The 19,081-nt window shown below is 70.7% G+C and carries 18 protein-coding genes; 10 read left to right on the top strand and 8 right to left on the bottom strand.

What is annotated here, in order from left to right:
- Positions 1-158: 158 nt before the first annotated feature.
- The 3 genes from AB0O28_RS23720 to AB0O28_RS23710 are packed head-to-tail and all read right to left on the bottom strand — an operon-like array spanning position 159 to position 4,040.
- On the bottom strand, positions 159-1,769 hold the full coding sequence (locus AB0O28_RS23720) for a prenyltransferase/squalene oxidase repeat-containing protein (protein WP_363643569.1): 1,611 nt from the start codon (positions 1,767-1,769) through the stop codon (positions 159-161).
- Positions 1,766-2,671, bottom strand: coding sequence for a terpene synthase family protein (locus tag AB0O28_RS23715; protein WP_363643567.1), 906 nt, complete (start codon positions 2,669-2,671; stop codon positions 1,766-1,768). The genes AB0O28_RS23720 and AB0O28_RS23715 overlap by 4 nt, the downstream gene beginning before the upstream one ends.
- Entirely contained in the window at positions 2,646-4,040 is a 1,395-nt protein-coding gene (locus AB0O28_RS23710) for a cytochrome P450 (RefSeq protein WP_363643565.1), read from the bottom strand. Before AB0O28_RS23710 ends, AB0O28_RS23715 begins: the two co-directional genes overlap by 26 nt.
- 773 nt (positions 4,041-4,813) lie before the next feature.
- Here AB0O28_RS23710 and AB0O28_RS23705 point away from each other — a divergent pair.
- Positions 4,814-5,881: a cellulose binding domain-containing protein gene (locus AB0O28_RS23705; protein WP_363643563.1), complete on the top strand. Its 1,068-nt coding sequence runs from the start codon at positions 4,814-4,816 to the stop codon at positions 5,879-5,881.
- A gap of 41 nt (positions 5,882-5,922) precedes the next feature.
- On the opposite strand, the gene AB0O28_RS23700 is transcribed toward AB0O28_RS23705, so the two are convergent.
- The gene (locus AB0O28_RS23700) at positions 5,923-6,837 is read right to left on the bottom strand and encodes an SDR family oxidoreductase (RefSeq protein WP_363643561.1); all 915 of its coding nucleotides are present in this window, start codon (positions 6,835-6,837) and stop codon (positions 5,923-5,925) included.
- 88 nt (positions 6,838-6,925) lie between these two features.
- Between AB0O28_RS23700 and AB0O28_RS23695 the strand changes: the two genes are divergently transcribed.
- A complete protein-coding gene (locus AB0O28_RS23695) occupies positions 6,926-7,159 on the top strand; it encodes an EF-hand domain-containing protein (protein WP_363643559.1) in 234 nt (77 codons plus the stop codon).
- Positions 7,149-8,357, top strand: coding sequence for a helix-turn-helix domain-containing protein (locus tag AB0O28_RS23690; protein ID WP_363643557.1), 1,209 nt, complete (start codon positions 7,149-7,151; stop codon positions 8,355-8,357). The genes AB0O28_RS23695 and AB0O28_RS23690 overlap by 11 nt, the downstream gene beginning before the upstream one ends.
- Before the next feature lie 13 nt (positions 8,358-8,370).
- Here AB0O28_RS23690 and AB0O28_RS23685 read toward each other — a convergent pair whose 3' ends face one another.
- The gene (locus AB0O28_RS23685; RefSeq protein ID WP_363643555.1) at positions 8,371-9,519 is read right to left on the bottom strand and encodes an FAD-dependent oxidoreductase; all 1,149 of its coding nucleotides are present in this window, start codon (positions 9,517-9,519) and stop codon (positions 8,371-8,373) included.
- Between the two features lie 267 nt (positions 9,520-9,786).
- Between AB0O28_RS23685 and AB0O28_RS23680 the strand changes: the two genes are divergently transcribed.
- A complete protein-coding gene (locus AB0O28_RS23680) occupies positions 9,787-10,440 on the top strand; it encodes a helix-turn-helix domain-containing protein (RefSeq protein ID WP_363643553.1) in 654 nt (217 codons plus the stop codon).
- Positions 10,441-10,443: 3 nt separating this feature from the next.
- On the opposite strand, the gene AB0O28_RS23675 is transcribed toward AB0O28_RS23680, so the two are convergent.
- A complete protein-coding gene (locus tag AB0O28_RS23675; RefSeq protein WP_363643551.1) occupies positions 10,444-11,163 on the bottom strand; it encodes a uridine kinase in 720 nt (239 codons plus the stop codon).
- A 108-nt stretch (positions 11,164-11,271) separates the two neighbouring features.
- On the opposite strand from AB0O28_RS23675, the gene AB0O28_RS23670 reads away from it, so the two are divergent.
- The 6 genes from AB0O28_RS23670 to AB0O28_RS23645 all read left to right on the top strand — a co-directional run bounded on the left by AB0O28_RS23670 (position 11,272) and on the right by AB0O28_RS23645 (position 16,929).
- Positions 11,272-12,438 (top strand): homogentisate 1,2-dioxygenase domain-containing protein, encoded by a 1,167-nt coding sequence (locus AB0O28_RS23670; RefSeq protein ID WP_363643549.1) that lies wholly within the window; start codon positions 11,272-11,274, stop codon positions 12,436-12,438.
- Complete coding sequence (fahA, locus tag AB0O28_RS23665; protein ID WP_363643786.1) at positions 12,435-13,526, top strand: fumarylacetoacetase; 1,092 nt, start codon at positions 12,435-12,437, stop codon at positions 13,524-13,526. Before AB0O28_RS23670 ends, fahA begins: the two co-directional genes overlap by 4 nt.
- A 59-nt stretch (positions 13,527-13,585) precedes the next feature.
- Complete coding sequence (locus AB0O28_RS23660; RefSeq protein ID WP_363643547.1) at positions 13,586-14,773, top strand: Ig-like domain-containing protein; 1,188 nt, start codon at positions 13,586-13,588, stop codon at positions 14,771-14,773.
- A gap of 46 nt (positions 14,774-14,819) precedes the next feature.
- Entirely contained in the window at positions 14,820-15,245 is a 426-nt protein-coding gene (locus AB0O28_RS23655) for a VOC family protein (RefSeq protein WP_363643545.1), read from the top strand.
- 92 nt (positions 15,246-15,337) lie between these two features.
- Positions 15,338-15,769 carry an NfeD family protein gene (locus AB0O28_RS23650; protein ID WP_363643543.1) on the top strand — a complete coding sequence of 144 codons (432 nt, stop codon included), beginning with the start codon at positions 15,338-15,340 and terminating at the stop codon, positions 15,767-15,769.
- 2 nt (positions 15,770-15,771) lie between these two features.
- Positions 15,772-16,929: an SPFH domain-containing protein gene (locus AB0O28_RS23645; protein WP_363643541.1), complete on the top strand. Its 1,158-nt coding sequence runs from the start codon at positions 15,772-15,774 to the stop codon at positions 16,927-16,929.
- A gap of 8 nt (positions 16,930-16,937) precedes the next feature.
- On the opposite strand, the gene AB0O28_RS23640 is transcribed toward AB0O28_RS23645, so the two are convergent.
- Together AB0O28_RS23640 and AB0O28_RS23635 are read right to left on the bottom strand one after the other, a co-directional pair.
- Positions 16,938-18,350: an FAD-dependent monooxygenase gene (locus tag AB0O28_RS23640; RefSeq protein WP_363643539.1), complete on the bottom strand. Its 1,413-nt coding sequence runs from the start codon at positions 18,348-18,350 to the stop codon at positions 16,938-16,940.
- A gap of 159 nt (positions 18,351-18,509) precedes the next feature.
- On the bottom strand, positions 18,510-19,076 hold the full coding sequence (locus tag AB0O28_RS23635) for a hypothetical protein (RefSeq protein WP_363643537.1): 567 nt from the start codon (positions 19,074-19,076) through the stop codon (positions 18,510-18,512).
- Positions 19,077-19,081 lie beyond the last annotated feature (5 nt).

Genomic DNA, 19,081 nt, shown 5'->3' with positions numbered 1-19,081 from the left:
CGATTAACTATCGTCGGCTGTTATGTGTGCTGATAGCCGAGCACAAATCGCTGCGTCAGGCTCCGATACCCTAGCAAACACTGTCAAGCGATCTCAACACATTCCGATAAGCCCCCAAAAGGTCATAAAAATTCGACACATGTCACGGGGTACCAAGATCATAGGTGAGCGTAGGGGTCCGAGACAACCAACTGCCGGCGAACGAGCTGAAACGCGGCCAAGACGGCGGCGCGCACAATTGCGACGGGAAGGTAGAGGTCCTTGTCGTGCCAGAGCGGCAGGGCGTCCGCCAGATCGGCTTCAAGAAGGTATCGATAGCCCCGGGCGGCCGCATCCCGGCTCCGGGCGTCCGCCCGCGCCTCCGTCATGAGCAGGATATGCAGCGCGTAAGCCGTCTCCTCGGCGGTGCCCTCCCACCAGCCCCAGGAGCCGTCCTCTCGCTGACCGTCCAGCACCCATCGGACGGCCGCGCGCACGGCATCGGCCGACTGCTCTCCGCCGAACTCGTTCAAGGCGAGTGCACAGCACAGGGTGGCGTAGAACGGCGAGGCGTGCCATCGGTCGGTCCAGCTGCCGTCCGCCGCCTGGTGGTCGCGCAGCAGCGCGGACAGCTTGCGTATCGCGGGACGATACCGCGCCATCTCGCGGGGACGGCAGGCGACGTACTGCCCGAAGGCGTCCAGCACGTGGGCGTTGACGCTGACCGAGAAGCCTTGCTCCCCGGGCCAGGTGCAATAGTGTGTGCCCGTCTCGAACGCCGTAAGGACACCTGGATCGCACGGCGAGCCCAGCAGCGCTAACGCGTACAGGGCCACGGACGTCGTATCGGCGTCCGACGGCAGCCCTGGCCCGGCGGGAGCGCCGGTCGGGCCGATCATCGCCCTGAGATCCGCCAGCATCTCGGGCGGCACCTCGAAGGGCACCCGGGCGCGGGCAAGCGCGCTCAGCACCCAGCTCCGCTCGAAGGCGGTGATGGGGAAGCCGACGGGCACCGGGCCGCCATGCCGCATGACAACCGCCTCCAGATGCCGGCGGACGGGATCAGCGGGATCGAGCCTGCCACGTTCCCCGAGCCAGGCCGCCGCGGCGGCGGGCGACCCGCCGACCGTCCCGATGGAGGTGGGACGCACGGCGGGAGCTCCGGCGGCCGCGTCCCCGGCCACCTCCAGGGCGTGGAGCAACTTCTCCGGCACGTCCGAGCCCGACCTGATTCGGGACCTGATCATTTCAAGCTGCCGGTCGTCGCAGCCTGACGGAATCCGCAGCCGCCCACGGGGCATGCCCGGAAGAGCACCAGTGGCCTCGCCCAGGCTGTCAAGACGGACGTTAATGAGATCAACCAGCGAGGGCACGATGAGCTCGATCGCCGGCATGTCGGGCAGGGCCGGCGCGGGATCCTCGTTCAACCAAGCGAACAGGAGGCGCAGCCCTCGGACCGCAGCCGTCGAGAGGGCCTCCCCATCGACGCCCGGCTCGCCGCCCGTGAGCGCGGACAGGATCGCCTCGGTCGCGCTCAGCGTGGGCACCAGCCGATAGCCCTCGACCTGGCCCCAGCCACCGTCAAGTTGCTGGGCGTCCAGAAGATACCGCACGCGCGCGGTGTGACCGGTGAGCCAGGGAGCCAGGGTGACCATCCGTCCCGTCTCGTACAAGGACGGGGAGACTGTGCCCCAGGGCCGGAATATAAGCCCGGATATCAGCTCGCCAGCCGCGATCGCCACCTCATCGCGCTCTCGTGTCACCACGTGGGTCGGCTCGTCATTACTCACAGCCGTCCCCAGTAGTCGGTGATGCCGTAGAAACCCAAGCTGTAGCCGATCTGCCGCTCCAGGTAGGTGACCTCGCGCGGACAGGCGTCGCGCAGCGGCTCCAGGAGCTTGCGGCAGTTGTCGATGAGTTCGGCAACGCGGGCCAACACCTGCTCCCGGCCGACGCCCAGCATCTGGGAGTTGAGATCGCCCCAGGTCAGGTCGCGCTCGTACGTCGCGAGGTCGTTGAGCAGGCGGAGTATCCGCTGCACCTCGTCACCGGCGGCGCGCAACTCGTCGAAGTGGGCCAGCGCGGCAAGGTCCCCGTTGTAGATCCAGTGGCCGATGTTGACCAGACTGGAGCCGTAGTTGTCGGCGTTGTCGAGGTACTCCTCAAACGAAGGGAGCGCCGAGTTGTCGCCGGCGGCCCGTGCCGCCTTCCAGTCCCACTCCCGCGCGCTGGCGACAAGCAGCCGTTCCACTTGGTCGCGCCACGCCGAGCCCCACTGCGCGTACCCGGGGGCGGTGGCCAGTTCGTCCCGTATGTCCGCGAGGAACCGTGTCAGTGGGTCGTCGGGAGACGCACCGTCGGCGACCGCGAGGATCCGGCGCGCCACGTCGTCCACTTGGGCGCGCGAGTCCGCCTTGTAGTCAATCAGCCAGTCCACCGCGAAGATCCACAGTGAGGTGCGGTTGGCGATCCTGAGCTGCTTGAAGCTCAGCCACGGCGCGCCGAATGCGTTGGCAAGCGCGACGGCGTTGAAGAGCGTGACATCGAAGGGATCGTCCGGGAACAGGCTCGAATAGGTTGTGCCGCACTCCTGCAGGTCGCGCTGGGACAACGCCGCCACGGCGACAGTCGTGCCCAACAGCTCGGCCGCCCGGAGCTCGTCGACCTCACCGGGGTACTGGTTCATATCCATCTTTCTCACACTCGGCGGCGGGACGCAGCATGACCTGGACCTGCTCGCGGGGACGTAGCGAGGCCCCGATCCGAGGAGTGACGATCTGCGGATCGCACGAAACCGGACGGAACCGGCTGAGGATGTTACCGATGATGAGCTGCGCCTCGATTTCGAACAGGTGCATGCCGATACACATGTGCGGGCCGCCGCCGAAGGGGAAGTAGGCGTATCGGTGCCGGCCCCGGACTCGGTCCGCTGTGAAGCGGTCAGGGTCGAACTCGTACGGGCGGTCCCAGAACGTCTCCAGGCGGTGAGTGGCGTACGGACTGAGGAGCACCGTGTCACCGCGCCGCAGCGCCACCCCGCCCACGGTCTGCGGGGTCATGACCAGTCGGTTGAAGACCCAGGCCACCGGGTGCAGGCGCAGCATCTCCTGGATGACGCGCTTCATGTAGGGGAGCTCGGCGAGGTGGGCGCCAGTCACGCGCCCGCCGCCCACGACCTCGTCGATCTCCGCGTACAGTCGGGCCGCGACGTCCGGGTTGGCGGAGAGGATGGGCCACACCCACGTGAGGGCGGAGGCCGTGGTCTCTATCCCGCTGGCGAACATCGAGACGAGATTGTCACGAATCCACTGATGGCTGGGTTTGCGGCCGTCCAATTCCTGCGCACGGCAAAGGACCGAGACAATGTCCTCACCGCCGTCGTTTCCCCGGTACTTCTGTGCGAGCGGGAAGAACACCTCGTCGAATTTCCGTACGGCGTCCCGGAAGGCTGCATCCCCCGGCATCGGCACCCACTCGGGCACGAACGGCAGAAGAAACCGGAAGACTACGGAGGTGCCGATCGAGTCAAGGGCGGTGACCAGTCGCTCGGCCTCCGCCATGGTCACCTTGTCGCCGAAGAACGTTTGGACGATCGTCCTGGTCACCGTGCGGTTGATGGGACCTGCCATGTCAATCGGCTGCCCGATGTCGAGTTTCCCACTCCATGCCTCGACTTCATCGGCGATCATCCCCGCCATTCGCTCAGTCAGCGAGTCTACGTGCCGAGCCGTGAAAATCGGCTGGAGCACTTTTCGACTCCGCTTCCATTCCTGACCGTCCGACACGATGCTGTCGCCGAAGAAGCGCCGTAAAGGCCGCCAGAAGACGCCGTCGCGGGCATAGCTGGCGGAATTGCTGCGCAGAATCTGCTGAATGTGGTCCGGATGGGTGACCAGGTACGGACGGAAGGGACCCAGATTGAGCCGGACGATCTCGCCTCCGGAGGTCGCCCCTATCTCGACGAGAGCGTTGACGGGATCGCGGAGGAGGGAAGGGAGAACGTGACGGAGAGGAATGGTTCTGGCACTCCGAGCTGGCTCGGAGGCGGTTTCGGTCGGCATTACGGGTGCCCCCACCTGCTAACGCGTGTCCACGCAGCAGGGAAAATTCCAGGCGCAGGCGTCCGTCAGCACATTCCAGGACTGCTCGCCGTGCCCGTCAACTGCGCGGACGTGGATTACTTTCTCGGCTCTGCTCAGACAGTCGGCAAGCGCCTGCGAAGAACTGCGCCCGTTCCCTCACACCTCATCTCTCGCGGCGACGAGCTATATCGGCCCCGGTGACGTCACTCGCGAAGTATCACATAGTGCACGCTGATTGATCAACAACGCAGGCAAGTGACACTTCTGTGCCGCTTTAGGCAGACTCTGCCATGGGGAGCATTGCCTAACGAGCAAGGATGGCGTGACGTGGGGTAACAGAAGGGCCGGGCCTCGCGGCCCGGCCCTTCACGACGCGTCGTCAGGAGTGGCTGGTCACCAGCAGCGCGATGCCCACGAGGATGACGATGGGGATCAGCCACACCACGACCTCGCCGAGGAACTCCTTGTACATGGGGACCGAATCCTCTCGGTGACGTGCGGAAAGTTAACCCCGAGCAGCATATTCGCTCCTGCCGGGCGGGGGAACACGGCACCGTCCCCCTCGCCGGGCACGGCAGCGGCCGGTCTGTCGGCGGAGGCCCACGGGCCGGAAGCGATGCCCGCCCGCGCCGTGGGTCATCGGATGAACCGTACATGCATCCCCGCTGGTCAGGACTTCTCCCCCGCCTCGTCCCTGGGCCGGGCGACACGCGCTGCCTACCATCGCGCCGGACAGGACGAGGGAGAGTGCGATGTCGAAGAGAAGTGCCTTGGTGGCGGCCCTGCTCCTGGTGCTCGGGCTGCTCGTCGCCCGGCCCGCCGAAGCGGCCGCCGTGCGGATCATGCCCCTGGGCGACTCGATCACCGGTTCACCCGGCTGCTGGCGGGCCCTGCTGTGGAACAAGCTGCAGAACGGCGGCTTCACCGGCATCGACATGGTGGGCACGCTGCCCGCGCAGGGGTGCGGAGTGCCGTACGACGGCGACAACGAGGGCCACGGCGGCTACCTCGTCACCAACGTCGCCGACCAGAACCAGCTACCGGCCTGGCTCTCGGCGACCCGTCCCGACATCGTGATGATGCACTTCGGCACCAACGACGTGTGGAGCAACAAACCCACCGCGACGATCCTCGCGGCCTACGGCAAACTCGTGGACCAGATGCGGGCGAGCAACGCGAACATGAAGATCCTGGTCGCCCAGATCATCCCGATGAACCCGGGCACCTGCCCCGAGTGCGCCCAGCGGGCCGTCGCCCTGAACAACGCGATCCCGGGCTGGGCCGCCTCGAAGACCACGGCGGCCTCCCCGATCGTGGTCGTCGACCAGTGGACCGGCTTCAGCACGAGCACGGACACCTACGACGGGGTGCACCCCAACGACAGCGGCAACCAGAAGATGGCGGACAAGTGGTATCCCGCTCTGTCGGCGCTGCTCGGCGGTGCCCAGCCGTCCCCCAGCCCGAACACCAGCCCGAGCCCGTCGCCCACGCCGTCCCCGTCACCCTCGCCGGGTTCCGCGGGCTGCACCGCGACCTACACGATCACCAATCAGTGGGGCGGCGGCTTCCAGGGTGAGGTCACGGTCAAGAACACCGGTGCCGCTCCCACCCGCGGCTGGACCGTGACCTGGACCTTCGCCGGCGGGCAGCAGGTGACCCAGGCGTGGGGCGGCACGGCCACACAGAGCGGGGCGAAGGTGACCGTGAAGAACGAAAGCTGGAACGGCTCCCTCGGCGCCGGCGCGAGCGTCACCTTCGGTTTCATCGCCTCCTGGAACGGCTCCAACCCCGCCCCCGTACCCGTCTGCGCGGCCGCCTGACCCGGTCGGGTTCATCGGATCACTCGGCCTCCGGGCCGGCCTCACCGGTAACCGGTGACGTCGGCCGGGAGGCCGCGGTCCTGGACCTCCACCATGTATCGCCAGCAGTCCGGCCGGCTGCCGTCCACATCGGTGAAGCCGTACACCTGAGCCAGTTGGCCGCTGGACAACGACTGCCCGTTCCAGCGGCTCGCCTCCGGGTCGGCGGCCAGGGCCGCCACCGCGCGGCCCACGAAGGCCGGGCTCTCGGAGATGGCGAAGTGCGGCTGCCGGTCCAGCGCGTCACGCCAGTTGGCCTCCGTCACCCCGTAGTGCCCCAGCATGATCTCCGAACGGAGCCAGCCCGGCGTGAGCGACACCGCGGTCGCGCCGTGCGGCGCCAACTCCTTCGCCTGGGCGAACGCCATGCGGTTCACGGACGTCTTCGCGAGGTCGTAGAAGAACGAGACGCGGTAGTTGGCCGCGTTGTACTCCGCCGTGCCGTCGGTGACCTCGACCACCAGGCCGCCCGGCTTGCGGATCAGCAGCGGCAGCGCGTAGTGGCTGGTGATGATGTGGGTGTCGATGGCCAGCCGCAGGATGCGCAGGCCGTCGTCGAGCGAGTGCTCCCAGAGCCGGTCCTTCCAGCTGAACAGCAGCTCTCCGCCCCAGATGTCGTTGACCAGCACGTCGAGCGCGCCCTGCTCGGCGTCGATCCGCTCGACGAGGGCCCGCACCTGCTCGCGGTCGAGGTGGTCCACCGGCACCGCGATGCCCCGCCCGCCGGCGGCGGTGACCAGCTCGGCCGTCTCCTCGATCGTCTCCGGCCGGTTCATCTCCGAGCGCCGCTCGCGGGTGCTGCGGCCGGTCACGTAGACCGTAGCCCCCGCCGCGCCCAGCTCGACCGCGATGCCACGGCCCGCTCCCCGGGTCGCCCCGGCGACCAGTGCGACCTTCCCCTCCAGGCTGTCCGTCATGAGACGCCATGCTGGCACACGCCACCGACAAAAACGGGGCCCGCGGCTTGGCCGCGATCTCTGGGGGCAGCGCGTGCTTTCAGCTAGGGTGCTGATCGCGATCCCGGAGGAGGACGGCATGAGCGAATATGCAGCGACTTTTCAACTTATCGACACCGATGGGGACGGGCGTATCTCCGCAGAGGAGCTCGTCCGCCTGATGGAGGTGCTCGGCCGGCCGCTCACGCTCGAGGGAGCGCAGGGCGCGATCAACAGGGTCGACGCCGACCGCGACGGCCTGATCGACCTGGAGGAGTTCGGCGCCTGGCTGAGTGCGGGCTGAGCGGGCGCTGAAAGGCGACGACGAGTTCTGGGGCACGGTGTCCCCGGGCGTCGCGAGGCTGCTGCGTCCTCATGTGGCCGACGTCGCGGAGCGGATGATCGCGGAGATCCGGCAGCGGGTGCCCGAATACGCCCGCCCTGAGGACGAGGTCTACATCAAGGTCCTGCGACTGTCGGTCAACCAGGCGCTGCGGGGGTTCCTGGAACGCATCGAGAACCCGCGGGCTCCGTGGGATCCCGAGGTCTTCCGTACGATCGGCAGGGGCGAGGCGGCCGAGGGGCGTGACCTCGAGCCCCTGCAGACCGCGATGCGGCTGGGCGCACGGGTGGCCTGGCGGAGGCTCACCGAGCAGTCCGAGCAGCTGGGCCTCGATCCGAAGACGCTGTACGACCTGGGCGAGGCCATCTTCGTCTACCTCGACCAGCTCGCCGACGCGGCGGCCCGGGGTTTCGCCGAGGCGCGGGCGCACGCGGCCGGCGAGGTGGAGCGCCGCCGCCGCCGGCTGCTCGACCTGCTGCTGACCCGGCCCCCGGCCTCGCCGGAGGCCGTCGCCGGCCTCGCCAGGACGGCCGGCTGGCGGCTCCCCCGTACGGTCGCGGGCGTGGCCCTCGAGGAGCACGACGGCGGCTCCCCTCTGCCGGTGCTGCCGCCGGACGTGCTCGCCGGGCTCGACCGGAACCTCCCGTGTCTCGTGGTGCCGGACCCCGGCGGCGCGGGGCGCGTGCAGGCGCTGGAGAGCGCGCTGCGCGGCTGGCGGGCCGCGATCGGCCCCGCCGTGCCGCTCGCCGCCGCCGCGAACTCACTCGGCTGGGCGCGGGAGGCCCTCGATCTCGGCACCCGCGGCGTCCTCCCGAGGCCCGGGCTGCTGCGCTGCACCGACCACATGGCGACGCTGGTCGTCTTCAAGGACGAGGAGCTGGTGGCCGCGCTGGCCGAGGTGCGCCTCGCGCCCCTCGCCCACCTGCGCCGGACCCAGCAGGACCGCCTGGCCGAGACCCTGCTCGCCTGGCTGCGCCACGGCCGGGGCGTCGCCGAGGTCGCCGCGGCGCTCCATGTCCACCCGCAGACCGTGCGGTATCGGCTGCGTCAGATCGAGCAGCTGTACGGCGACGCGCTCGCCGACCCCGACGTCCGGTTCGAGCTGGAGATCGCGCTGCGCGCCCGGCAGGCCCGCGTGGGCCCGCCCGGCCACGCCTGACAGCACGGGGTCGCTAGGCGGTCGGCCCGCCGCTGGTCCGCAGTCCCCGGGCCGCCGGCCGCTCGTGCAGGCCGAACCGCGCCTCCGGCTCCCGTGCGCCGTCGAGGATCTCCGCCACGTATCCGGCCAGGACCGGGGCGTGCTTGAAGCCGTGCCCCGACTCGCCGCCGAGCAGCCAGACGCCGTCCTCGATCTCCGCGATGATCCATTCGGCGTCCCTGGTCAGCGCGTACTGGCAGACCTGGCTGAACACCACCGGCGCGCCCGCCAGCGACGGGAACCGCCTGGCCAGGTAGGCGCGCGCCTGCTCCTCGGTGTGCCGGAGCACCCGCCTGCCGCCGGTCTCCGGGTCGTACGGCTCGCCCTCGGCGTCGCCGGTGACCTTCATGCCCATGCCGTCCAGGTCGCCGTGCCCGTACGCCGCCAGGTCGTAGTCGCAGAACGCGGGCAGCGGCGGCGTGGTCCAGTCTCTCGGCACGCCGAAGTGGAAGGTGTCCTGGCGCGTCACCCGCACGTGCCCCGCCTCGTGCGGGAACAGCCACGGCAGCCACGCCCCGCACGCCCACACCACGCGGTCCGCCGTCAGCACCTCGCCGTCCGCCACGACCCCCACCCCTCGCGCGTACGGCACGGCCCGGGCGCGGACCTGCCGGACGCCGGCGACGCCGGCCAGGTGCGCGGTCGCCTGCGTCGCCCGCCGGGCCCGCAGCACCCCGGCGTTCGGCTCCCACAGCACGAAGGCGAGGTCGTCGCCGCGCAGACCGGGGAAGCGCCGCGCCGCCTCGGCCGGGTCGAGCAGCTCGCAGGGGATGTCCAGCCGCTCCAGCACCCGGGCGCTGCGCGTCTCCCATCCGTCCGGGTCACGGGCGAACCACATCAGGCCCGACTCGACGTACAGGTCCTCGCCGGTCCTCTCCTCCAGCCGCCGCCAGGCGTCGCGGGCCCGCCAGGCCAGGCGCGGATACCAGTCGTCCGAGCCGTGGGCGCAGCGCAGCAGGCGGGTCTCCCCGGCGCTGGCCTGGCGCACGTGCCCCGGCGCGTACTGCTCGACGAGCGTGACCCGCCAGCCCTCGTCGGCCAGTCGCAGCGCCAGCGACGCCCCCCAGATCCCCGCCCCCACCACGATCGCCGACTTCATCGAGCCTGAGCCACGGTCCCCCATGTGATCATCCAGTCCTTCCAGAATGACCGGCAGGATGGTCCCTCCCAGCCCCATCCCGGTCCCCGATCTGTCACGCATCAGCGGCCCGAGATGGAAGCTGAGAAGGATGTCGCTGATGCGGTAGATCTTACGTTTGGATCCTCTCTCATCCTTCGTGACCGGAATCAAGCGCTCGACCAGCCGGGGTCCGACAAGGTCTTCCGGAGACGGCGCCGGGTCGCACGTGAGTACCCGCATCGGCGCGCCGGTGTGGCGATAATCGGAGACATGATGGCGGCCGAGTCGGCGCAGACGCTCGAACGGGGCTTACGGCTGTTGCGGCTGCTGGCCGACGCGAACCGGGGCCGTACGCCGACCGAGCTCGCCCAGGAGCTGGGCCTGAGCCGGCCGATCGTCTACCGGCTCCTGACGACGCTGCAGGCCGAGGGCTTCGCCCGGCGGGACGCGCACGGCCGCGTGCACCTGGGCTTCGCCGTGCTCGCGTTGGCGCAGGCCGTGCATCCTCTCCTGCGGGCGGCGGCGCTGCCGGCTTTGCGTGCGCTCGCGGAGCAGGCGGGGGCGACCGCGCACCTGACCGTGGCCGAGGGCGATGAGGGCCTGGCGGTCGCGGTGGTCGAGCCGTCGTGGACCGACTTCCACGTCGCCTACCGCGAGGGCTCGCGCCACCCCCTGACGCGTGGCGCGGCCGGGCTGGCGCTGCTCGCGCTGCGCGAGGGCCGTACGGAACCGCCGGTGCACACGAGCAGCGGGCAACTCCAGGAGGGTGCGCAGGGCATCGCCACCCCGGTCAGGAACCTGCCGTGGCTGGACGCGTCCGTCGGCGTGGTCAGCTTCTCCGACCTCGACGCGGACAAGGTCGGCCCGCTGGTCCTGGAGGCCGCCGACCGGCTCGCGACCGCCCTGTCCGAGCCCCCGCGCTGACGGTCACCACTTCAGCAGTCGCGGATCGGCGAAGTTCGTGTTGTCGACGACCACGTCGGCCCGCCCCAGCGGATCGGCCTCCGCGATGTAGATGCGCTCGGCGGGCAGATAGCGGTGCAGGTGCAGCGCCTCGGCCTCGGACCCGGCCCAGTCCTGGTCGCGTTCCGCCCCGCGGCGCACCGAGGTCTCCGGCGACACCTCCATCCAGACGCGCAGGTCCCAGTACGCGTCGATCTCGGGGCGGAACGCGAAGACCCCGTCGACGATCGTCACCGAGCCGGGCGCTGCGGTCGTCCGCACCGACGAGTGGTCCACCTGGGTCAGCGGGTCGATCGAGCACAGCGCCACGTCCCCCGAGCCGTCCGGCCCCGCCGGTTCGAGCAGCAGGGCGATCGCCGCGTCGTAGTCGTAGGCGTTCCGGTAGTACCCCTCGCCCGACTCCCGGTCGTACAGGTGCCGGTCGCGCCACGGCCGCTTGAAGTCGTCGAGGCTCGCCCGCAGCACCGGACGCCCGGCCCGGGCGAGGTGCTCGGCGAGCTCGTGGCCGAAGCTCGTCTTCCCCGCCGCCGTGAGCCCGTCGACGCCGACGCGCAGGCGGCCCGGCCCGAGGGCCAGCACGCGCTCGGCGATCCGCCCGGCCAGCGCCGTACGCGCCGGGGAGGCGGGCGGGGGCGACGGCTGCCGCCAGGTCGAGACGGACAGGTGGATCTCCGCTGTGCTCATGGCCGACAGCTTGACATTCCCGGCGGCATGGCGAATCGTCGTACATATATAGGACACTGGCGTCCGATTAGCGGACGTACGATCCCACGGACCAGCACGGGAGGCCCGATGCCGTACTACCGCGTGGTCGGCGAGGTGCCGCGCAAGCGCCACGTGCAGTTCCGCACACCCGACGGCGGGCTGTACAAGGAGGAGCTCATGGGAGAGGAGGGCTTCTCCTCCGACTCCTCGCTGCTCTACCACCGCCACGCGCCGACCGCCATCGTGAAGGCCGAGGCCGTGGACGCGGGAGCGCCCGGCCTCACGCCCAACCTGCCGCTGTCGCCGCGTCATTTCCGCACCCGCGATCTGACGCCCGACGGCGACCTGGTCTCCGGGCGGATGCTGCTCGCGGGCAACTCCGACGTCCGCATCTCGTACGCCGCGACCGAGGCCCCCAGCGAGCTGTACCGCGACTCGATGGGCGACGAGTGCGTCTACATCGCGAGCGGCCGGGCCCGCTTCGAGTCGGCGTACGGCGCGCTGGACGTGGCCGAGGGCGACTACGTCGTGATTCCCACCGGGACGATCCACCGATGGGTGCCCGAGGGCCCGGTGACCGCGCTGGTGATCGAGGCGGCCGGGCACATCAGGCCGCCGAAGCGCTACCTGTCCCAGTTCGGCCAGTTCCTCGAACACGCGCCGTACTGTGAGCGTGACCTGCGCGCACCGGCCGAGCCGCTGCTCGTGGACGGCGAGGAGGTCCCGGTCCTGGTCAGGACGCGGGGCGGGCTGACCAGGCTGATCTACGCCCACCACCCGTTCGACGTGGTCGGCTGGGACGGCTGCCTCTATCCCTACGCGTTCAACATCCGGGACTTCGAGCCGATCGTGAAGCGCACCCACGCGCCGCCGCCGGTCCACCAGACCTTCGAGGGCCCGGGCTTCGTCGTCTGCTCGTTCTGTCCCCGGCCGCTGGACTTCCACCCGGAGGCCGTGCCGATCCCGTACAACCACCACAACGTGGACTCCGACGAGTTCATGTTCTACGTGGGCGGCGACTACACCGCCAGGAAGGGATCGGGGATCGACGTCGGCTCGATCTCGCTGCACCCGGCTGGCTTCACGCACGGCCCGCAGCCGGGCGCGGTGGAGGCCGCCGTCGAGGCCGTACGGAAGGGCCACACCGAGACGACCGAGATGGCCGTCATGATCGACACGTTCCGCCCGCTCGACCTCGGCCCGGCCGCCCTCGCGTGCGAGGACACCGACTACGCGTGGACGTGGGCGAGATGAGCTTCGGGCTCGGCAACCTGCCGTACGGGGTGTTCTCCCGGCCCGGGGAGCCCCGCAGGGTCGGCGTCCGCGTCGGGGACCACGTCCTCGACCTGGCGGCCGCCCTCGGCGGGGACGTCTACGCGGCGCCCAGCCTCAACCCGCTGCTCGCCCTGGGCCGTACGGCCTGGCAGGCGACGCGGGCACGGGCACGCGAGGCGGCGGCCACGGGCGACCACCTGATCCCGCTGGCGGAGGTGACCCTGCACCTGCCCGTCGAGGTGGCCGACTACGTGGACTTCTACGCCTCGCTGGAGCACGCGTCGAACCTCGGGCGGATGTTCCGGCCGGACGACGAGCCGCTGAAGCAGAACTGGCGGCACCTGCCCGTCGGCTACCACGGGCGGGCGGGCACCGTCGTCGTCTCGGGAACGCCGATCAGGCGGCCGCGCGGGCAGCGGCCGTCGTTCGGCCCCTCGCAGAAGCTCGACATCGAGGCGGAGGTCGGCTTCGTCGTCGGGGTGCCGACGGGGCTCGGCGAGCGCGCCGGCGCGTTCGAGGACCACGTCTTCGGGGTCGCGCTCGTCAACGACTGGAGCGCCCGCGACATCCAGGCGTGGGAGTACGTCCCGCTCGGGCCGTTCCTGGGCAAGTCGTTCGCCACCTCGATGTCCGCGTGGATCACGCCGCTCGACGCCCTGGAGGAGGCCAGGGTCGAGGGCCGGTCGCAGGACCCCGAGCCCCTGCCGTACCTCGCCAGGCAGGCGCCCTGGGGGCTCGACCTCACACTGCGCGTCGGGCTCAACGGCGAGACGGTCTCGACGCCGTCGTTCCGCGACATGTACTGGACGCCCGACCAGATGCTCGCCCACATGACCGTGAACGGCGCCCGCCTCCGCACCGGCGACCTGTTCGCGAGCGGGACGGTCTCGTCGATCGGGCAGCCGGGCTCGCTCATCGAGCTGACCTGGAACGGCGCGGAGCCGGTCAAACTACCCAACGAGACCCGGACCTTCCTGGAGGACGGCGACACCGTCACCATCACCGCGTGGACCTCGCACGGGATCAGCCTCGGCGAGGTCTCCGGCACCATCCTTCCCGCCACTTAGCGTAATTGTGTCGTCACCTCTCGCTATCTTGGGTGCCCGTGAAGCCATCTTGGGTGCCTGTGAGGCCGCGTGCCCTGCCTCCCGCCGCCCGCGCCCTGCTCACGGTGCCGCTGCTCGCGGTGCTGCTCGCGGCCTTTCCCGCGCTCGTCGCGGGCTGCGCCGTGCGGGTGCCGCCCGCGCCGCGCATCGTGATCACCCCGGCCTCCGGCGCGGCGGCGGTGCCTCCGGAGGGTGGCCTGGTCGTCAGGGCGCAGGGCGGCACGCTGACCAGCGTGCTGGCGTTCGCGGGGCGCGAGGCGGTGCCCGGCGCGTTCGACGAGACCCGCACGGTGTGGCGGTCGTCGTGGACGCTGCGCCCCGGCGAGCAGTACGTCGTCAACGCCGTCGCGACGGGCGCCCAGGGCGTCACCGCCCGGGTCGCGGGCCGGTTCCGCACCCTCCCCCCGCGGCATGAGGTCGCCGTCGCCTCGATCGTCCCGTACGACGGGGAGACCGTGGGCATCGGGATGCCGATCATCGTGACGTTCACCGGGCCGGTCGAGGACCGCGCGGCGGTCGAGCGGGCGCTGGAGGTCCGGGGCCCGGCCGAGGGCGCCTGGCGCTGGACGAGCCCCACCCGGGTCGTCTACCGGCCGCGGACGATGTGGCCGGCGAACAGTGACGTGCGCGTCACCGCCCACCTCGCCGGCGTCCGCGCCGCCCCCGGCACGTACGGCGCCGCGGACCGGAGCGTCGCCTTCACCGTGGGACGTGCACTGGTCAGCACGGTCGACACCCGCGCCCACCAGATGGTGGTGCGACAGGACGGCAGGGTGGCCCAGCGCATGCCGATCAGCGCCGGAATGGCCACCACCAGGGAGTACACGACCACGAGCGGGACCCACCTGACGATGGACAAGGGCAATCCGGTCCGCATGGTGTCCCCGGGCCGCCGCAAGGGCGACCCCGGCTACTACGACAAGCTCATCGACCACGCCGTACGGATCTCCAACAGCGGCGAGTACGTCCACGCGCTGGACAACGTGTGGGCACAGGGCCGCGTGAACGTCAGCCACGGCTGCGTGAACGTCCGCCCCGACCAGGCGCGGTGGTTCTACGAGCACGCGCTGCGCGGCGACCCCGTCATCGTCACCGGCACCACCCGCGCGCTGGAGTGGGACAACGGCTGGGGCTACTGGCAGCTGTCCTGGCCCCGGTGGCTGGCCGGCAGCGCCCTCCGCCACGAAACCCCTGCCACCTCTTCCTGACAGACGTGACCGCACCCGGGTCAGCGGCCTGTATTACGGTCGAGTCATGGCAGTGACGATCGATCTAGCCCTTTATTGCGCCAATGCGCGACTGCTCGCCGAGTTCTGGAAGTCGGCGCTCGGCTACGTCGAGGAGATCCCGGCCGCCCGGTACGGGACCGGTGACGAGTCGTTCGCGCGGTTCGACGTGCCCGCCGGCGACGACGGGGCCCTGCTCTGCGACCCCGAGGGAAACGGCCCCCGGCTCTCCATCCTCCCGGTCGCCGACCGGGGGACGGCGGCGGACACCCGGCTCCACATCGACGTCCGGGTGCCGGCGGACGGCACGGCCGCCGACCAGTGGGAGCGGATCAGGGCGGAAGCCGCCCGGCTGGTGCGTGCCGGCGGCACGATCCTCGCGACCTTCGACGACCACGTGCTGATGGCCGACCCGGAGGGCAACGAATTTCGCGTCACCGTGGCTCCCGTATGACGCCCGAGTCCCTGGGACAGCGCGGCCGTACGCGTTAGGTTGGAGGAGGAACCGGACCCGAGCGGTGTTCGTTCATTGCTTTGGAGGCGGCAATGGACCCCTGGATCGTGTGGCTCATCCTGGCGGCGGTGCTGGGTATAGCGGAGATCTTCACGCTGACCGCGTCATTGGGGCTGCTGTCCGTCGCGGCCCTGCTCACGACAGTGGTCGCGGTCGTCGGGCTGCCGCCCGCGATTCAGCTCGCCGTGTTCGTCATCGCCTCCGCCGCCGGCCTCGCCGGGGTGCGCCCGATCGCGCTCCGGCACATCAAGCAGCCGCCGCCCCGACGCTTCGGGGTGTCCGCGCTGGTCGGCAAGTCCGCCTACGTGACCAGGGAGGTCACCGGCAGGGACGGCCGGGTGCGGATCGGCGGCGAGGAGTGGTCGGCCCGCGCGTACGACGAGACGCTCGTGATCCCGCCGGGTGCCACGGTCGACGTCATAGAGATCGAGGGCGCCACCGCCCTCGTGTATCCCCGGGAGTAGGTATGGACGCAGCAGTGATCGCCGGAATCGTCATCGCGTTCGTCGCGATCCTGACGGTGCTGCGGGCGGTCCGCATCGTGCCGCAGGCCAGAGCCGCCAACGTCGAGCGCCTGGGCAGGTACTACCGCACGCTGGGCCCCGGTCTGAACTTCGTCATCCCGTACATCGACAGGGTCCGCCCGCTGCTGGACCTGCGTGAACAGGTGGTGTCGTTCCAGCCGCAGCCGGTCATCACCGAGGACAACCTGGTGGTGGACATCGACACGGTGCTGTACTTCCAGGTCACCGATCCCCGGGCGGCGGAGTACGAGATCGCCAACTTCATCCAGGGCGTCGAGCAGCTCACCGTGACCACGCTGCGCAACGTCGTCGGCGGCATGGATCTGGAGAAGACGCTCACCTCCCGCGACATGATCAACAGCCAGCTGCGCGGCGTGCTCGACGAGGCCACCGGCAAGTGGGGCATCCGGGTCAACCGGGTCGAGATCAAGGCGATCGACCCGCCGAAGACCATCAAGGACGCCATGGAGAAGCAGATGCGCGCCGAGCGGGACAAGCGCGCGGCGATCCTCACGGCCGAGGGCCAGCGGCAGTCGCAGATCCTCACGGCCGAGGGTGAGAAGCAGAGCTCGATCCTGCGCGCCGAGGGTGAGCGCACCTCCCAGATCCTCAAGGCCCAGGGTCAGTCGCAGGCGATCGACGAGGTCTTCCAGGCCGTGCACCGCAACGACCCCGACCCCAAGCTGCTCGCCTACCAGTACCTCCAGGTGCTGCCTCAGCTGGCCCAGGGGCAGGGCAACACGTTCTGGGTGATCCCGAGTGAGGTCACCTCGGCGATGCAGACGCTGTCGAAGGCGTTCACCGAGTCGCTGCCCGCCAGCCGGGCCACCGGCGCGGACGGCAGGGGACCCGGGCTGAGCACGGCGGGCAGCGAGGCGGTCGCGGAGGCCGAACGCGCCGCCGCCGAGGCCAAGGCGGCGGCCGAGGACAGCGAGCTGGGGCCGCGCCAGATCGAGGCCCGCCGCGCCGACGTCGGTGCCGGCGGTATCCCCCGCGGCGCGGACGACGTGCCTCTCGGTGCGGGCGGCGTCCCTCTCGGCGCGGACGACGTCCCGAACCCCGACCCGGCCCACGCCGTACGCCCGGACGAGCGTCCGTAGTCCACGGTTCAGACCATGTCCAGATAGGCGGCGAGCTCGTCCGCCGAGGAGGTGGAGATTCCCACATAGCCGTCCGGCCGGACGAGGGTGTACCGCTCGCCGCCGTACGGCTCGGCCGGAGCGTACGCGCGCACGTGCCGCATCTGCCGTATCCGGGGACCGCCGACGACGCGCGGAGCGGGGTCGGGCGACAGGAGGGTGAAGTGCGGGCCCCGCAGCAGGTCGAACACGCGGGCCCGCGTCCCGTCCGCCAGCGGGAGCGGGCCGTCCGGCACCCGGTCACCGCCGCGCCGGGCGAGTGAGCCGCCCCGGTAGCTCAGCGAGAGCTGGTAGGTGTCCTCGTCCCGCTTGTACGACTTCTTGTCCAGCAGATCCACGCTGAGGCCGAGCACCCGGGCGGCGACGGGCCTGCGCTCCTCCTCGTAGATGTCCAGCAGCATCTCCGGCGCCCCGGCGAGCACCCGGGCGAGCTTCCAGCCCAGGTTGTAGGCGTCCTGGACGCCGGTGTTGAGCCCCTGCCCGCCCGTCGGCGGGTGCACGTGAACGGCGTCCCCGGCCAGGAAGACCCGGCCGGAGCGGTAGCGGTCGGCGAGGCGGACGTTCACCCGGTAGAGGGAGGACCACAGCAGCTCGGTCAGGCGCACTCCGCGCACCATCGACCGCTCCGCGAGAATCCGCTGATATTCGGACAACGTCTGCTCCGGCGTGGCTCCCGGCTTCAGCGAGGCGAGCATCTGGAAGGTGTCGGTGCCGGCCATGGGGTAGAGCGCCACCATCCCCTTTCCCGGCCGCACCCACACGTGGATGTGGTCCCGGTCGAGCCCCTCGGCCCGCACGTCGCCCAGGGTCATCCGCTGCTCCTCGCGGGTCTCGCCGGTGAAGCCGATCCCGAGCGCCTTGCGCACCGTGCTTCTGCCGCCGTCCGCCGCGACCAGGTAGCGCGCCCGCAGGGTCTCCCCCGTGCCGAGCACGGCGGTCACCCCGTCCGCGTCCTGCTCGAATCCGGTCAGCGCGGTGCCCTGCTCCACCCTCCCGCCCAGCTCGGCCAGGCGTTCGCGTAGCACCGCCTCGGTGCGCCACTGCGGGTGCATCAGCACCGCCGGGAACGGCACCGCGTCCGTGGCCGCGGCGGGCCTATGCATGCGGGCCTGCCAGATCGGCACCCGGCCGATCCTGACCCGCAGCGGCGGGTAGGGCGTCGCCGCCGCCAGGATCGGGCCGATCACTCCGAGGTCGTCGAAGACCTCCTGCGTACGCGGTTGCAGGCCCTTGCCCTTGGAGCCGACCGCAGTGGAGCCGGCCGCGGGCTCGGGCGCCCGCTCGACGATGCGGAAGGCGACGCCGCGGCGGGCCAGGTCCACGGCGAGGGTGAGGCCGGTCGGGCCGGCTCCGACGATCAGTACGGCCGTGTTCGCGTGCATGCCCCCGACGGTGCCCGGCCGCTCTGCCGGATCCCTGTCAGCCGTCTGCCGCGCCCTGTCACCACCGATCCGGATCAGCTCAGGTCCGGATCGACTCAGGTCCGGATCGACTCAGGTCCGGATCGACTCAGGTCCGGATCAGCTCAAGTCCGGATCAGCTCAGTGCGGCACGAAGGGCTGGGCGACGTCCAGCAGGACGAGCACCAGGCCGGCCAGCGCGAAATAGCGCAGTTTGGGCTGCTCGGCGCTCGTCCGCCGCCACACCGCCACCAGACCGGCCGCCAGGCCGAGCGCCAGCGCCAGGTGGGCGGCGTACCAGAGCGGGAGCGGCACCTTCGCCAGGATCGTGCCGGAGAACAGGTCGTCGGGCAGCGCGTACCCGGTGACCACGGCCAGCGCGCCCGCCGCCGGCAGCGCCGCCACGGCCGCCATCCGGCGGAACACCTTCCCGGCCACCAGGCGCAGGACGAGCACCAGCAGGAAGAGCCACGACGACGAGTGGTGCAGCTGCCGCGCGTACAGCCCGTGAGGCTCGTCGAAGGTGATCCGCAACTCCGAGGCGTACGCCTCGCTCATCGCGACCTCGCCCAACGGGGTGTACGAGCCGTGGTACGTGGTGGACGTGTTGAACGGGTCGTAGAAGTACGCGAGGTAGGCGCCGCTGAGCACGACGGCCGCGAAGCAGGCGACGAGCGCGGCGGTCGTGAGCGTCCTGTACAGCCTCATTCGGC

Source organism: Microbispora sp. NPDC088329, assembly GCF_040685655.1.
Taxonomy (GTDB): domain Bacteria; phylum Actinomycetota; class Actinomycetes; order Streptosporangiales; family Streptosporangiaceae; genus Microbispora.
This window is presented reverse-complemented; position numbering and strand designations above follow the sequence as displayed.

Excerpts from the sequence above, each read along its gene's own strand:
- AB0O28_RS23715 (WP_363643567.1), bottom strand. The coding sequence starts at position 2,671 with ATGGATATGAACCAGTACCCCGGTGAGGTCGACGAGCTCCGGGCGGCC.
- AB0O28_RS23710 (WP_363643565.1), bottom strand. The coding sequence starts at position 4,040 with ATGCCGACCGAAACCGCCTCCGAGCCAGCTCGGAGTGCCAGAACCATT.
- AB0O28_RS23705 (WP_363643563.1), top strand. The coding sequence starts at position 4,814 with ATGTCGAAGAGAAGTGCCTTGGTGGCGGCCCTGCTCCTGGTGCTCGGG.
- AB0O28_RS23700 (WP_363643561.1), bottom strand. The coding sequence starts at position 6,837 with ATGACGGACAGCCTGGAGGGGAAGGTCGCACTGGTCGCCGGGGCGACC.
- AB0O28_RS23685 (WP_363643555.1), bottom strand. The coding sequence starts at position 9,519 with ATGGGGGACCGTGGCTCAGGCTCGATGAAGTCGGCGATCGTGGTGGGG.
- AB0O28_RS23680 (WP_363643553.1), top strand. The coding sequence starts at position 9,787 with ATGATGGCGGCCGAGTCGGCGCAGACGCTCGAACGGGGCTTACGGCTG.
- AB0O28_RS23675 (WP_363643551.1), bottom strand. The coding sequence starts at position 11,163 with ATGAGCACAGCGGAGATCCACCTGTCCGTCTCGACCTGGCGGCAGCCG.
- AB0O28_RS23670 (WP_363643549.1), top strand. The coding sequence starts at position 11,272 with ATGCCGTACTACCGCGTGGTCGGCGAGGTGCCGCGCAAGCGCCACGTG.
- fahA (WP_363643786.1), top strand. The coding sequence starts at position 12,435 with ATGAGCTTCGGGCTCGGCAACCTGCCGTACGGGGTGTTCTCCCGGCCC.
- AB0O28_RS23655 (WP_363643545.1), top strand. The coding sequence starts at position 14,820 with ATGGCAGTGACGATCGATCTAGCCCTTTATTGCGCCAATGCGCGACTG.
- AB0O28_RS23650 (WP_363643543.1), top strand. The coding sequence starts at position 15,338 with ATGGACCCCTGGATCGTGTGGCTCATCCTGGCGGCGGTGCTGGGTATA.
- AB0O28_RS23645 (WP_363643541.1), top strand. The coding sequence starts at position 15,772 with ATGGACGCAGCAGTGATCGCCGGAATCGTCATCGCGTTCGTCGCGATC.
- AB0O28_RS23640 (WP_363643539.1), bottom strand. The coding sequence starts at position 18,350 with ATGCACGCGAACACGGCCGTACTGATCGTCGGAGCCGGCCCGACCGGC.
- AB0O28_RS23635 (WP_363643537.1), bottom strand. The coding sequence starts at position 19,076 with ATGAGGCTGTACAGGACGCTCACGACCGCCGCGCTCGTCGCCTGCTTC.